The organism is Brenneria sp. L4-2C (genome assembly GCF_040240335.1).
Taxonomy (GTDB): Bacteria; Pseudomonadota; Gammaproteobacteria; order Enterobacterales; family Enterobacteriaceae; genus Brenneria.
Genome location: NZ_JBEIAC010000002.1, coordinates 474,336 through 487,854, shown reverse-complemented (window position 1 = coordinate 487,854; position 13,519 = coordinate 474,336). Strand labels below are relative to the sequence as shown.

The 13,519-nt window shown below is 45.9% G+C and carries 15 protein-coding genes and 2 pseudogenes; 9 read left to right on the top strand and 8 right to left on the bottom strand.

From position 1 onward, the window contains the following. Nucleotides 1-266 precede the first annotated feature (266 nt). From ABRZ26_RS06165 to tssE, 9 genes and pseudogenes are all read left to right on the top strand, one after another. Entirely contained in the window at nt 267-1,382 is a 1,116-nt protein-coding gene (locus ABRZ26_RS06165; protein WP_319603370.1) for a lipase family protein, read from the top strand. Nucleotides 1,383-1,547: 165 nt separating this feature from the next. After that, on the top strand, nt 1,548-2,318 hold the full coding sequence (locus tag ABRZ26_RS06160) for a hypothetical protein (protein ID WP_319603369.1): 771 nt from the start codon (nt 1,548-1,550) through the stop codon (nt 2,316-2,318). A 394-nt stretch (nt 2,319-2,712) separates the two neighbouring features. Continuing rightward, nucleotides 2,713-3,112, top strand: a pseudogene (locus ABRZ26_RS06155) (ISAs1 family transposase); the annotation flags it as partial. 153 nt (nt 3,113-3,265) lie between these two features. After that, the gene (locus tag ABRZ26_RS06150) at nt 3,266-3,586 is read left to right on the top strand and encodes a hypothetical protein (RefSeq protein ID WP_319603368.1); all 321 of its coding nucleotides are present in this window, start codon (nt 3,266-3,268) and stop codon (nt 3,584-3,586) included. Between the two features lie 144 nt (nt 3,587-3,730). After that, nucleotides 3,731-5,347: a type VI secretion system protein TssA gene (gene tssA / locus ABRZ26_RS06145; protein WP_319603367.1), complete on the top strand. Its 1,617-nt coding sequence runs from the start codon at nt 3,731-3,733 to the stop codon at nt 5,345-5,347. 68 nt (nt 5,348-5,415) lie between these two features. Next, entirely contained in the window at nt 5,416-7,182 is a 1,767-nt protein-coding gene (tssF, locus tag ABRZ26_RS06140) for a type VI secretion system baseplate subunit TssF (RefSeq protein WP_319603366.1), read from the top strand. Beyond that, nucleotides 7,146-8,300, top strand: a complete 1,155-nt coding sequence (gene tssG, locus ABRZ26_RS06135; RefSeq protein ID WP_319603365.1) for a type VI secretion system baseplate subunit TssG — start codon at nt 7,146-7,148, stop codon at nt 8,298-8,300. The genes tssF and tssG overlap by 37 nt, the downstream gene beginning before the upstream one ends. Beyond that, a complete protein-coding gene (gene tssJ, locus ABRZ26_RS06130; RefSeq protein ID WP_319603364.1) occupies nt 8,281-8,817 on the top strand; it encodes a type VI secretion system lipoprotein TssJ in 537 nt (178 codons plus the stop codon). Before tssG ends, tssJ begins: the two co-directional genes overlap by 20 nt. Nucleotides 8,818-8,824: 7 nt before the next feature. Next, entirely contained in the window at nt 8,825-9,253 is a 429-nt protein-coding gene (gene tssE / locus ABRZ26_RS06125; RefSeq protein ID WP_319603363.1) for a type VI secretion system baseplate subunit TssE, read from the top strand. Nucleotides 9,254-9,505: 252 nt separating this feature from the next. Here tssE and ABRZ26_RS06120 read toward each other — a convergent pair whose 3' ends face one another. The 8 genes and pseudogenes from ABRZ26_RS06120 to ABRZ26_RS06090 all read right to left on the bottom strand — a co-directional run bounded on the left by ABRZ26_RS06120 (nt 9,506) and on the right by ABRZ26_RS06090 (nt 13,496). Then, entirely contained in the window at nt 9,506-9,955 is a 450-nt protein-coding gene (locus tag ABRZ26_RS06120) for an SH3 domain-containing protein (protein ID WP_319603362.1), read from the bottom strand. 223 nt (nt 9,956-10,178) lie between these two features. Further along, nucleotides 10,179-10,535: a hypothetical protein gene (locus ABRZ26_RS06115; RefSeq protein ID WP_319603361.1), complete on the bottom strand. Its 357-nt coding sequence runs from the start codon at nt 10,533-10,535 to the stop codon at nt 10,179-10,181. A 430-nt stretch (nt 10,536-10,965) separates the two neighbouring features. Continuing rightward, nucleotides 10,966-11,139 (bottom strand): annotated as a pseudogene (locus tag ABRZ26_RS25095) (Imm74 family immunity protein); the annotation flags it as partial. 56 nt (nt 11,140-11,195) lie between these two features. Further along, nucleotides 11,196-11,720 carry a hypothetical protein gene (locus ABRZ26_RS06110; RefSeq protein ID WP_319603360.1) on the bottom strand — a complete coding sequence of 175 codons (525 nt, stop codon included), beginning with the start codon at nt 11,718-11,720 and terminating at the stop codon, nt 11,196-11,198. Between the two features lie 174 nt (nt 11,721-11,894). Beyond that, on the bottom strand, nt 11,895-12,260 hold the full coding sequence (locus ABRZ26_RS06105; protein ID WP_319603359.1) for a T6SS amidase immunity protein Tai4 family protein: 366 nt from the start codon (nt 12,258-12,260) through the stop codon (nt 11,895-11,897). A gap of 43 nt (nt 12,261-12,303) precedes the next feature. After that, nucleotides 12,304-12,486 (bottom strand): hypothetical protein, encoded by a 183-nt coding sequence (locus tag ABRZ26_RS06100; RefSeq protein WP_319603358.1) that lies wholly within the window; start codon nt 12,484-12,486, stop codon nt 12,304-12,306. A gap of 36 nt (nt 12,487-12,522) precedes the next feature. Beyond that, nucleotides 12,523-12,924 (bottom strand): Rap1a/Tai family immunity protein, encoded by a 402-nt coding sequence (locus ABRZ26_RS06095; protein ID WP_319603357.1) that lies wholly within the window; start codon nt 12,922-12,924, stop codon nt 12,523-12,525. A gap of 98 nt (nt 12,925-13,022) precedes the next feature. Continuing rightward, on the bottom strand, nt 13,023-13,496 hold the full coding sequence (locus ABRZ26_RS06090) for a hypothetical protein (RefSeq protein WP_319603356.1): 474 nt from the start codon (nt 13,494-13,496) through the stop codon (nt 13,023-13,025). Nucleotides 13,497-13,519: the final 23 nt, after the last annotated feature.

Here is a 13,519-nt window from a genome sequence, read left to right as displayed (position 1 = left end):
TCGAGATGGACGCGCGGCTGAAGCGGGAGGTGGTGGTGTTCGCCGACGACCAGCAGTTCTACCAGTTTGACGTGCGATTGCCGCTGCGCAGCCCGTCGGGGATGAACGACAACGGGGTGGAGTCGGTATGGGGGCTGAACTCGACGCACCAGGTGCTCGCGATGTAAAGTGCCGTCGAACAGCTTGAACAAGCGCTGTCCCTGGCCAGAAGTCTAAGTCGTGCAGCACAGAACGCGCAGGCTGCATCGGGAGAAAACGACAGCCAGATGACATTGAACGGAGCTCTGTCTGGGTTGAAAGATGCCGGGATATTGGCTCATGCCCCTCATGGCATCGGTATTCTAAGTCCGAAGGCGATTTTTCGTCAGTATTACACTGATATACAATTTTTTGACACTTCTGAAGGTGATTCACCTAAGGGAGAAACCCAACTTTTCATTATAACTAATTCAACGCAATTAATTGTGATATGGCGGGGAACAGAGACGGATAAGTTGGCTGATTTTGTTACCGATGGGACATGCCGACCTATTTCTTGTGATTCTATTATTCCTGGTGGTACCGCACATAAGGGATTTTTGGACGCATTTGAACTGGCAAAAAAAAGATTTAGTAAGGAGTTTGTTAGTGTAAAAGATGATGGTGCTAGTGAAGATTTATTTATTTGCGGCCATAGCCTTGGTGGCGCTTTAGCTTTATTACATGCGGCGGAGTTAAAAAATAACACGCCTCTTCTTTATACATATGGTATGCCTCGGACTTTCACCGCTGAGACAATCCTGAAGTTAGATAACATTACGCATTTTCGTCATGTCAATGATTCGGATACCATTACGAGTGTTCCTCCTGAGTATGAACTTGATAACTATTTATACGATAAGTTAGGGCCTCTTGGGATACTTCTTGGCTTTAGAAAAACTATTAATCAGATCATAATTCAGGCAAGCGGATATAAATATGGTAATCCATTCTGGCATCATGGGAAGGTCGTATTGTTTTTTAAAGTGGAACAATCAGTCGTTAAGACTAGAAAAAGGCCGGTTCCCTGGGTTGGAGCTGGGATTACTATAGGTGACAATATAAATATAATATATAAACAAATTGAGACTTATAAGTTTTATCTTGTACCTTCAATTAATGATTCTATGGCATGTTCTATGGAGAAGGAACAGGAGAGGTTTATTCAGTGCCTTGATAAAGCTGATTTAGAAAAACATTTTCCTAATAATACTAATCCTGACCTGGATTCGTTTACAAACTTCGCTAATCATTCAATGACACATAAATATATGCCATTTATCAATAATCAATTGCTTGAGTTGGTCGATCCTGAACGCTCTTTAGATAGAGTTCGTAAAAGGAAAAATTTTGCGAAAAATTAGATAGTACCTCAACCTTAGGTGATAAAGTGTCAGCTAATGAGGCGACTAGAAATAGGATTTTTTTGGCGCTTCAGGGAAATATGAAGTCCACCTTATTAACATCTGAAAAAGAACAGGTATGGAAAACTGCTATCCTGCGTTTTAAGAAAACGGCGGAGGAAGAAATTGAGTGAATCTAACGGTAACATGCCAAAAAAGAAGATCGTAATCATCACTGTATTAATGATTTTTCTCTTGTTATTCTTTTTCAGAAATAAAATATTTTTACCTATAGGTGAACTGGTGAGTTTTTCAGTCTCTTTACCCAAAGAAATGGCAATTTCGCCACTAAAAGTGATGTATCGCTCTGAAACATGCAAGGTAAGTAAGCCACGCGCAGACGGCGGCAGTTACAAAGTGCCGGGGTATTATTATAAAGAAGTTATTTTCTCAGATAGTGCAAATGGATATAAATATGATATTCCTTTAAATGGTTGGGGTGTTTGTTTATGGGCATTGAGCAATGTGACAGTGGATTTCGAATATCGTGATTTGATTATTGGGGGTGAAAAAATAGGTTCTGGAGCCGTTTTTGTTTTTGACAATAACGCCCCTCAATTTTATAACGGTAAGTATAAAGAGATAACTGGTGATGTCGTTTTGGAAAAAAATTATTTTCCTTGGGTAAGTAAAATATTTAGAGATAAAAATGAAAAATATTTAAGGATGTTTGGTGGAGATGTGAATGTAGTATATAAGACTTTTAAAACAAAGAATATAACAATAATCCCCATATCGAATCCAGACTTAATGGTTTATTCTGAATGGCCAGTGGATAATGAAAGTCGTGAGTTTAGAAAATACATTTATCCTGACGGAAGTATTACTGTTACGGCAGATGGACATCCAGATTATGAGGAATTGATTCGTATTAAAAGTGATTTTTCTAAAGATTAATTATTATTAATAATTTTTTTGTTTTTTGGGGCGAGGGGAGATGGAGGAATGTAATCATACCTAAATAGCTGCACGGAATATTAGACTATATGGACATCCAGTGCTGTATAATTACTGACGAGATCCGGTTTGCTGTCATATATTCGGAGTCTTTTTGGGAAAAACTTACCCGCGTCATGATGTCATTCGACCCTATTTCCTTATCACTTGGCCGGTATTTTCTACCTAGATCTACTTCAGGTTATTGCAAGGTTGGTTTACCGTTTTCTCATCAGTGCCTGCAAATTCAGGAAAATTTTTACTTTGTGCCGAACTAATATCACTACTTCATCGCAATTGCCTTGTTCATATTGAAATCAACCGGTTCAGACAGAAACCGCTAGACAATACGTGTAATGATCCAGAGCTGAAAAGTTATGTAACGGAAGAAAAAGGTCATGGTTGGAAAGAAACAATATTACAATCGTTAGCGATATACCAGATGAGCTAATTGATTATACCTTCTCCTGGAAAGGTTTAAGGAAAGTGTGTGTGGAGGTATTTTTCCGCTCAGAAATGAAAAACATAAAAAAGAGCCAGAAATGCATGTTCGTTATTATATCAGTTCAGCTAATTTAACAACCGCGAAATTTTTTCGTGATGCGGCGGAATTATTATCAGGAATAAGACATATTGCCGTAAATATATTATCGCAAGATAAGGAATTCAAAGCAGGATTGAGGAGGACGATGCGACGTGCGGCAATGGACAGAAAATACCTTGCATCAGTCCTTGCAGGATGCGGATCTTCGTAATCTTTCCTTAAGGTCAAGGATTGGCTAGAGTTAAATTTAACCTTGTCGGATTTCCTTAAAAATACATTTGGAGCTATGGTGTTTGAAAAAATACCATAATAACATATGAAAAGAATAACGATTTTGTGCTTTTCTCTTTTAATCTTGGGATGTGTGTCTAAGGTCGAGTTTTCTCCGGATAAATTACCTGATGGCTATGTTGGTAAACCGTACTATGCCAAAGTAACTATCATTGGAAATGCCGGTCCTGCGGATGGCGCTAGAGCTAATTATTCAATTAGCCCTTCAGATGTTGGATTAAAAATACATCTTTGCGATCCGGATTCGCCAGTGCGGTTTAATTGTGTTGTTATACGCGGCGTGCCAAGTAAAAACGGTGAATTTGTGGTTTCTTTGCAGGGTGCAACGCTGACGACGTCATATTTTTTATCAGGGAAGGTTTTTGATAAAAAATATGTACTTAAAATAAATTAAAATATTGTGTTATTAGCTTGATGTCGGCAGATGTTTTGAAGAAAGGCGGTGGCTCTGGCGAAAATTTGTATGAGAAGTGCAAAAATAGCTTTTTATTTAATCAGGAAGCCACCCGTCTTTAGAATAATTGATAAGGATGCATAGATGTTGCAACAATTAATCATCAGTTGTTTTGGGCAACGAGACCCGCTGGCGGAAACCCGTAAGTGGGTGAATGGATGGCATCACTGGCTGCAACCGATTGATAGCGCGTCGCCGGTGGGTGAGGATCCTGCCTATGACGACGATTTCCAACGGATGCGCGATGAGGTTAACAAGCTTTCCGGGATAGATACCGATTTGGTTTGCAGTCTGGCTGAAACCTTGCTCACCACCCGCTGTAAAGATGTTCGCGTCGCTACTTACTATATCTGGGCTCGATTGCATCGTGACGGGGAAGCGGGGCTGGCGCAGGGGTTGCTACTGTTGGCGGGGCTGGTGGCGACTTTTGGCGAGACCTTATTGCCAACCCGTAAGAATAGTCGCCGCCTGGCGCTGGAGTGGCTGACCGGCGGCAAGTTACAAGACAGCCTCTACCTCTATCCAGAGGTTACGGCGGCGGATTTTGAAAAAATAGTCGGCGCGCTGGCGCTGCTGGATCATCTGTTCGCCGACTGGAAAGAAGAGAACCGACCGGCCTTGCAGGGGCTGGCGGCAACGATGCATGAACGGCTGCTGCGCTCCGGCGGCGCGCCGTCTACGGCGCGGCCCGCAGCGGAGTCCGCGGCATCCGGCGAATCGGCTCTGCAACCCGCAGCCAGCCAGACAATGCACAGTAGTCCGCCGCCGACGCAGCGTATCCAGTCCGGCCGCGATTTGCTGGATCAGGCGCGCGAGCTGTCGCGCTACCTGCGCGATCAGCCTCAAGGATGGCTTTCCAGCGCACGGCTGATGCGAAGCTTACGCTGGGATACCCTGCATCAACTGCCGCCGCAGGATGCTTCCGGACATACCCGCCTGATGCCGCCCCGCAGCGAGTTGCGCGCGCAGCTAAAACGCCTGCACCAACAGCAGCACTGGCTGGAACTGCTTGAACAAACCGAACGAATGTTTGCCGAGGGCGTGAACCATTTCTGGCTGGATTTACAATGGTATACCTGCCAGGCGTTGAGCAAATCGGGTCACCCTTATGAGCAGTGGGGTGATATCATCAAGCGTGACCTCGGGATGTTTCTGGAGCGGTTGCCCGATCTTGAATTGCAAAGCTACAACGACGGCACGCCCTTTGCCGACGAAATTACCCGGCAATGGATTGACCAGCATGTGCAAGGTAATCAGGCGCCTATCGAACCGGATCTCCAGGCTAGCGCAACCCAGGGCGATAACGATATTTTATCGCTGGAAAGCGAAGCGATGGTGCGGGTTGAGACCGAGGGTATTGATGCCGCGCTGGTCTGGCTGTGGCAGCTACCCGAGATCGCGACGCAGCGTCAGCGCTGGTTGCAGCGTTTGCTGATGGCGCGGGTGGCGGAGCAGGGCGGGCGCTCGGATGTCGCGCTGCCCCTGCTCAATGAACTGAATAGCGCTCCGCAGCCGTTGCAACTGCAACACTGGGAACCAGAGCTGATCTTTGAAGTCCGGGCGCGTTTACTGAAGATGCTGCGGGTAAAAATGCAGCGCAGTCAGGGAGATAAAACCGCGTTGGCGCAGCAAATCGATGCTCTCATCGCCGGTCTGGTCGCTATCGACCCAGTCAAGGCGGCGATGGTATGCGCTCAGTAACCGACTGATTCTGTGTTAAAATATTTAATCGGCCGTTATCGGGCCGGTAAAAGTGTGATGAGGAAAGCATGGATGATCTAACCCTGCGCTATTTTGAAGCTGAAATGCGCTACCTGAAAGAAGCGGCGAAGGAGTTTGCGCAGGCCCATCCGGACAGAGCGGCGATGCTTAATCTGGATAAAGTCGGCGATCGCGATCCTTATGTTGAGCGCCTGTTCGAAGGTTTCGCTTTTATGATGGGCCGTTTGCGCGAAAAGCTGGATGACGACCTGCCGGAACTGACTGAAGGGCTGGTCAGTTTACTGTGGCCGCATTATCTGCGCACTATTCCGTCGCTTTCTATTGTGGAACTGGCGCCGAACTGGCGGGATATGAAAAGCAGTGATGAAGTGAAAGCCGGATTTGAGGTTATTTCCCGGCCGATCGGCGCACGCGGCACCCGTTGTCGCTATCGCACAACGCGTCCCTTATTTCTGCGCCCGCTTGATCTGAGTCAGGCCTCGCTGCACAGCGAAGCCGACGGGCGTTCGGTTATCCGCCTGCGCTTTAATTGCAGCGCGCTGGCGGACTGGCAGCGTGAGGATCTGAGTCGGCTACCGCTTTATCTCAACGCGGACAGCCCCGTCAGTTCGGCGCTGCATCTGGCTTTTACCCGTCAGACCGAGACGATCTACCTGCGTCATTCGGGGCAGGGTAATGAGCGCCGTCAGTTGAACGGCTATTTTTCTCCTCAGGGTTTTGGCAGCGAAGATCTGCTGTGGCCGAAAGGCGATGCCGCGTTTAGCGGCTATCAACTGCTGTTGGAATATTTCACCTTTCGCGAAAAGTTCATGTTCATTGAGCTTAACGGGTTGGAGAAGGTTCATTTCCCGGATAATCTCGACTGGTTCGAGTTGGACGTGGTGCTGAATGAATCATGGCCGCATGAACTCTCTTTTAGCGAGCAGAATATTCTGTTGCACTGCGTGCCGGTAATTAACCTGTTTGAACTGGACGCCGATCCGCTAACCATTTCCGGACTGGAAAATGAATATTTGTTGCGCCCGCTGCGGGTGCAGGACGGGCATACGGAAATCTATTCCGTGGACAGCGTACGTTCTTCCAAGCGCGTGAAAGAGCAAGAGTATGTGCCTTTTACCAGTTTCCGCCATCGTGGCGGCATGTTGCGCCATACGGCGCCGGAACGGTATTTCCACACGCGTGTGCGGCGCGGACCGTCCGGTCTGCACGATACCTGGCTGATCCTCGGCGGCGATGCGTTCGAATCGGATAAATTGTTTCCTGACGAAACGCTGTCGCTGCGGATGACCGGCACCAATGGACAACTGCCGCGCAAGGCTTTGCGCAGTACGCTGTTGGACAGCGCGCAGCAGTTGGCGCAGGTGCCGTTGCGCGTACGTAATTTGTGTTCGCCGACGATGCCTTGCTATCCGCCGGCGGAAGACCGTTTTCACTGGCGGGTGCTCAGCCATCTGGGGTCGAACTTTCTTAGCATGATGGATAACGCCGAGGTGCTGCGCGGTACGCTGGCGCTTTATGACTGGACCGACAGTGAAATGAATCGTCGGCGGCTTGAGGCCATTGTCGACGTGAAACATCACCTGGTGCAGCGCTTCGAGAAAGGATTTATGCTGCGCGGGGTGGATATTGAGGTAACGCTGAGCAATGAAGGGTTTAGCGGTAAGGGCGATATCTGTCTTTTCGGCGAACTGCTTAATCGCTTCTTCGCCTTGTATGCCGATATTCATCTTTTCACCCAGCTAACGCTGATTATACAACCGAACGGAGAGTGCCTGCGATGGAAAGAGAATCACAGTCAGCGCATACCCGGCTGATTGAAGCGTTGCAGGCGAATCTGCCGAAAGCGAATTTCTATCGTTTTTGTCAGCTTCTCGAGTTCGCTCAGCCCTCGGCGCCGCCGCTGGGCGCTACGCTGACGCCCAAAGACGATCCGGTGCGTTTTCGGCCCCATCCGGGCATGGGATTTCCGGTAAGCGAACTGAAACGGGTGGAGTGGGACGAACAGCATCCCGAACGGCCGCCGACCATTCGTACGACTTTCCTCGGATTGTACGGCGTCGATTCGCCGCTGCCGACCAGCTATCTTGATGATATCGCCCAGCGGCGCGAGGGACATGAGGCGCTGGAAGCGTTTCTGGATATTTTCAATCATCGTATTTTGACGCAGTTTTATCGCATCTGGCGTAAGTATTCCTACCCGGCATCCTTTGAGGCCGGCGGGCGCGATAATACGTCGCAATGCCTGCTGGGGCTGATAGGGTTGGGTGTGCCGGGCGCGGCCAAACACATCGCCACGCCGATCTCTCGTTTTCTGGCGTTGCTGAGCACCATGCGCATGCCGACGCGCACCGCCGAGGGTATTGTTTCGCTGGTTAAGCTGTTGTCGCCCGAAACGCATGCCGAGGTGCGGGCGCACTACCCGCAGCGGGTCGCCATCCGGCAACGGGTGTCGCTCGGCGGCAAACGCGCGGTGAATTTGTCCCAACGCCAGGTGCTTGGCAAAAGCGCCATTGACGCGAATAGCCAGCTTGAACTGACGCTCTATCCAGCGACTCCTGAGCAGGCCAAAGCCTGGATGGAGAATGGACAGCTTCACAGCGATCTGGTGGTTTTGCTACGGGTCTATCTCGGTTGGCGATGTACGGCAAGATTGCGTCTGAGAGTGCCGCGCAGCGCGTTGCCCTCCGCCACGCTCGGCAGTCGCGAGGTGCTGCTTGGTCGTAACAGTTTGTTGAGTCTTAAAAAATCGCAGGGAGCGATTTTCAACGTCGCTTGCGACGGCCCGAAGGGGGACGAGCAGGACGCCCGTCATAAAAATAATATGTCACAATCCGGGTTCTCGGAGGATGTCACCATCCACCTGGGTATTTATCGAGGTCTGGAGCCCAATACTGTTAAACGCGAGGCCATTGATGGCGGTTATCACTTTTAAATTTGGTGTCGCTCCGGCGGCAATTTCTTTGATCCTGGCTACCACGCTCAGCGGTTGCGGGTTAACGCAAAGCGTCTCTGACGGTACGGTTTCCATGACGAAATCGTTGTTTTACAAAACCATCAAGACGCTGCATCTCGATTTTACCACCCGGAGCACGGTCAATGTCGATGACAATAACGCGCCGTTGGCGACGGTTATCCGGGTTTATCAGCTCAGAGAGCGCCAGGCGTTCGATCGGGCGGATTACCAGACGCTTTTAACCAGCGCGAATGAGACGCTCAAGGGCGACATTCTGGCTGAGCGCGACGTCACGGTAATGCCTGACGGGGTAGCGGGGCTGGACATGCCGATGGAGGCGGGTGCGCGTTATGTCGCGGTGATCGGGCTATTCCGCTCGCCAGATATTCAGGGCGATACCTGGCGAGTGGTGTTGGAACGCAACGATCTGGATCCGGACGAAGCGCGGCGAATCCAACTGGAGAACGGCGGCCTGAAACTGTTGCCGGAGGATTAACGGCGCAATGAATCCCTCATTGTATGAAATGCTGACCTTTAATTTTACCGGCGAGCTGGATATCCATCAGGTTGACGAGCGCCAGCAGGTCATTATGTCGGTGCTGGATAATATGCAGCGTATTCTCAACAGTCGCGCCGGTACGCTGGCGCATTTGCCGGATTATGGCCTGCCGGATATGAATGAGATATTACAAGGGCTGCCGGCGACGTCGCATCTGCTGATGGCGACCATGCGCCTTACGCTGCTGAAATACGAGCCGCGCCTAAAGCAGGTCACCCTGACGCTGTTGCCGGAAATTGCGCCGGGCTATCTGCGCTACACCATTGAAGCGGAATTAAAAGAGGTGGGGTTGGTGCGTTTTGGCACGGAGTTTATTCCCGAAGGACGCGTGCTGGTCAGGCATTTGCGTCAACAGGGGCAGATGGAACCCTAGGTTTGCGCTCGTCGGGGTGAACTGACTTTTTCCAAAGTCGCGTACCTTTTTCAACCGTTGCCGCATAGAAGGGCGGTGACGGTTGCGAGAGGTTTTATGCCGCCATTTATCTTTTGTAATAATAGCCTTGCCCGGTAGTGTTAACGCATCATTTTCTTTATGGCTAATTACCGTGAGCATCACATTATCACAGAGCGAAATGAAGTTATGACAAAGGCTAATAATGCTTATGCCGTGATTCTTGTTATTGAATTATTTGGTATGTTTTTCATCGTCATAATTCCCCGATATCTTTTTTAAGTAAAAAGAAGATGGAATATAACTCTGATGTCCATTGGGCTTATCTACCAGATGCCAATGAAGCGATGAATCATTGGCGACCAAAGTCGCTTTGCCATTTTTTCCGCCAAACCAGCTATCGAAAGTAATAATCGCTTTTGCGCTTCCATCCACTTTCCCTCGAATATTGGTTTCATCATCTCCTGAGCAATCTATTCGGTTTCCACCTTGATAAATCAGACAATAGCGGCCAATAATTTTTCCTGAAGATTCATGCAGCCATATTTTCATTGATACATCATCAGCATCTTGAGAACTCTTGGCTTCTCCTATCCATTGTCCTGTATATAATGAGGAAGCATAAGTGAAACTGGTTACAGTGAATAAACCTAAAGCCAGTATCGTCGTTTTTAATTGTTTCATTTGATCACCACTTTAGTGCATCGATTCGCTCGATTGTTTTATTTAACTTCCATCATAATTAATTATTATGATGGGGAGATTTTCATTTTAAATTATTAATTGATTTAATCAATACTTCATTACGCATGCACGATATCTGTGCGTTGACTGGCCTATGATTAGTCAGCCATTTGCTAGTGCGTTGTGCAGGTAGACTGATCCAGAACGAGTTTCTATACTACATTTAATTTGTTAGTTTTGGCGCTACGCCGGTATCATTAGGTTGTAATTTTTTCTGTTTTACCCATCCCTCTACTTGTTGTCCATTTTTATTTAAGTAAATCACATAATAATATCCATTGTAGTCTAAGTAAGCGTTAACTTTATCCCCAGGAATAATGAATACTTGCTTATGTATGCAATCTTGACTAGGAGCCGTATAAAAATAAGACCTGTCTTTCCCAATAACAGTGTATCCATTATCTGCACTATCAAAATGGGTAGCCTTTTCCTGCGCTTTTTCATCAATAGCCCTGCAATCAGTATTGGCTACAACATAAGATGAAAAAAACAATATCATAATTAACAATTTATTAATCATAGTAAAACCTGCGAAGTTGAAAATCACAGAAGGGGAGTGTGTGCGGCCAACGAATTATCTAAAGTTATCTATGGGATGAAAGCTCCCACCTTCTGTGCCAGCATTTGTATAATTTAATCATACATGAGATTTTTACGGCCTTTAATCAAGTTTTGTTAATTTTTTAGAATTGATTGTTTTTGTATGGTCTTTTATTATTCTCCTTTTCCACCGTCGTATCAAGTTTACCTTTGACGGAGATAATTTCCGTTTCGCCTTTTACCGCCTGCACTAATTTGCTTCCACGAGGTCGCGCGTCTTGCTCATGTAATGGCTGTGTTTGCCGCTGATGGGATGTCAGTGCCGAGGGGGGAGAAAGAGAAAAACTCGGACAGTGCTTCACTGCCGTTTATCCTTCAGAAAGGCTGGCCTTCCACGGGCAACTGAAGGATTATTCAAACTTGACTTCCATATATGTTCCTGCTGTTTTTTTTATTGCTTTATCCATATATTCTTTTTTTATTTCTTCCGTTAGCTCTTCTTTTTCATACGGTGGTTCAAAATTTTTCATCGATTTAACATTGACTATGAATCCACTGATTAGCATTTCTCCTTCCGCCTTAACGCTGACGTCACCGGAAACTCATAGCTATGATCAACGTTCATAAAAACCCCGTAAACTTAGTAAGTTGTGCCAATCCATATGCCGTAAAAAATCAGTGTACTCCCAGCGGAGACAAGACATTTTGCCAATATCAAGAGCGTCGGGCCAAAATTGTTTGAAAGAGATGATAATTTTGCATAATTTTCAACGGTATTATGCTTATGATGGAAGTCCAGCATTCTGCTGAACGCGGTACAAAGCATTACCACGAGGAACTTCATTCCCCACATAGATAGTAAGGAGGCCGGGAGAATGATCGTTGCCGTTTTTGCGGTATGTTCAGAAATAAAAGGCCATACAGTAAGAATGTTTTTTAACGCTAAGCCAAATATAACCATGCCTATAAGTATGAAAATAGGTATTAAAGCAAAACGAATCCAATTCCTTTGATTAAAACTATCTTTCCCATTCCAGATGTAGAGTAATGTAATCACCCAGGAAGTAATAAATCCCAGCCATGCCATGACGTTCAATCTCCACTCAGCTTGGTTAATCAACTGCCAATACACAGTAGTAGCACTTGCCAGTGATAATCGTTCCATCTACGAACCGTTCAGTTAATCAATTGAAACTTATCATGTTCAATATTCAACAAATCTGCATCCGATACTGGTGAAACACATACGTTTTTGGCAAATACAGTTTCCTGGTAAAGATAAAATATCTCACGAATACATTCTTACCCTTTTCTTTAAGTGCTATACCCCGTGAAGGCATTAATTGTCTGTTTTGTCTTTAAAGTTGTTAACAAGATCTCGCAATTCTTTACTGTGATAAAAATCAATACATTTCGCCGTTATCATTGGCTCGCCAGATTGACTGCCATATTGCTTAGCTAAAAACTTCTTAGCCAGGTTTCTTGTCGCAATATGAGCTTCGAGAGAATAATTGCCAAACTCCAGATAGCCGCTGGCAACCGCCGCCGCATCATTCTTGACTTCTTCCGAATGATATCCTTGCGCTAAGCAAGTACTTAATGCGTAATTCTTCAGATATTCTTCTGATGTGTAATCTACCCGGGCAACAACAGGCGTTGAAAATATAGCTAAAAGGGCAAGGCCATAATTTATTTTAGCAGTCATATCAGTGACCCATCGTTTCATTTATCAACATGTCATATTTTCCTTAGTCATTTTCACTATACAGTTTTCTAATCTCTGAAATATTAGTTGCGCCCAATGAACCAATTTTATCTGTCAAAACCGAATCGATTTCCAGATCGTTATTTTTATCTATGGTGAGAATAATAGATTCAATTGCGATGCTGGAGGGTAATTCATAATATCTGAAAGGTAATAATATCAGCATAAAGATTTTTCCCTATCTACACTACTGAACGGGTCATCACTTTCTCCTTTCTTTGCATGAATTGTTTTGTATTAAAGCCTCTTCAATCAGGCGAGAAGCTCTTTCCTGTAATCTTTCAGCAGGTAATTTTTTAAAATATGAAAATACAATTTCTTCTAAAGTGATTGATTTAAAAATATTATAACTACACCAGGATTTTCCTTCTGTGGCATCTAAAACACCTAATAGATACATATCAGCTTGTTGTCTTGCCTGGTTATCATTTTGAGCAGTCCATGCACGTAGAAGATCTGTACCGCTAAGATTCACATCGTTACGAGAAATTTGTCCCTCTATGAGTGCAGGATCGATTCTTTCTTGGTTAGCTGAAGCCAGTGGCAATATCACTAGCATCGAACAGAAAACCGCAGACAGTAAAAAATAATTTTTATTTACCATATAAACATCTCTCGATATAAATGTATTCATTCACGGTAGGGTAGATATAGACGCTTATTTAAAAAATGTAAAACCGGATGCCTATTTATTATTTTCCCCTAATGGTTCAGGAACCGATAGTTCTTCTCATCGCTTCCCTTTTCTTTACATAGCAGTGTTCGATTCAATGTCTTTTGGCTAATGCGAAACTGTACGCCGTCAAAAACTAATCCTTGCCCCTGAGTTCCACATTGTTCACCTGATGGAAGATTCCAGATTTCCCGTTCATCGGCCGACACTGGGTTACCGAGAATAATAAACACCGCCTCTGCGTTTACGTCAGGATAACCATATCGCCGGGGGGAAGAACCGCCATTGCGCAAAAAGTAGCATGGACCAGTCAGGGCAAGATGATGCACTTTTTTCTGCCCCGAAGATGAAACTTCTAACTGACAATTCCGCTGATATTGGATCAGACTTAATTTATGATCTTTGAAGGTAAAACTATCAGAGACGGCATACTCCGCATAGCTTTGCGGGCTGATAAACAGCAGCGAGAAAACGGCGAGGGTATATTTTTTCATCGTTTTCATAGATACTCCAGTCATGACTTCTT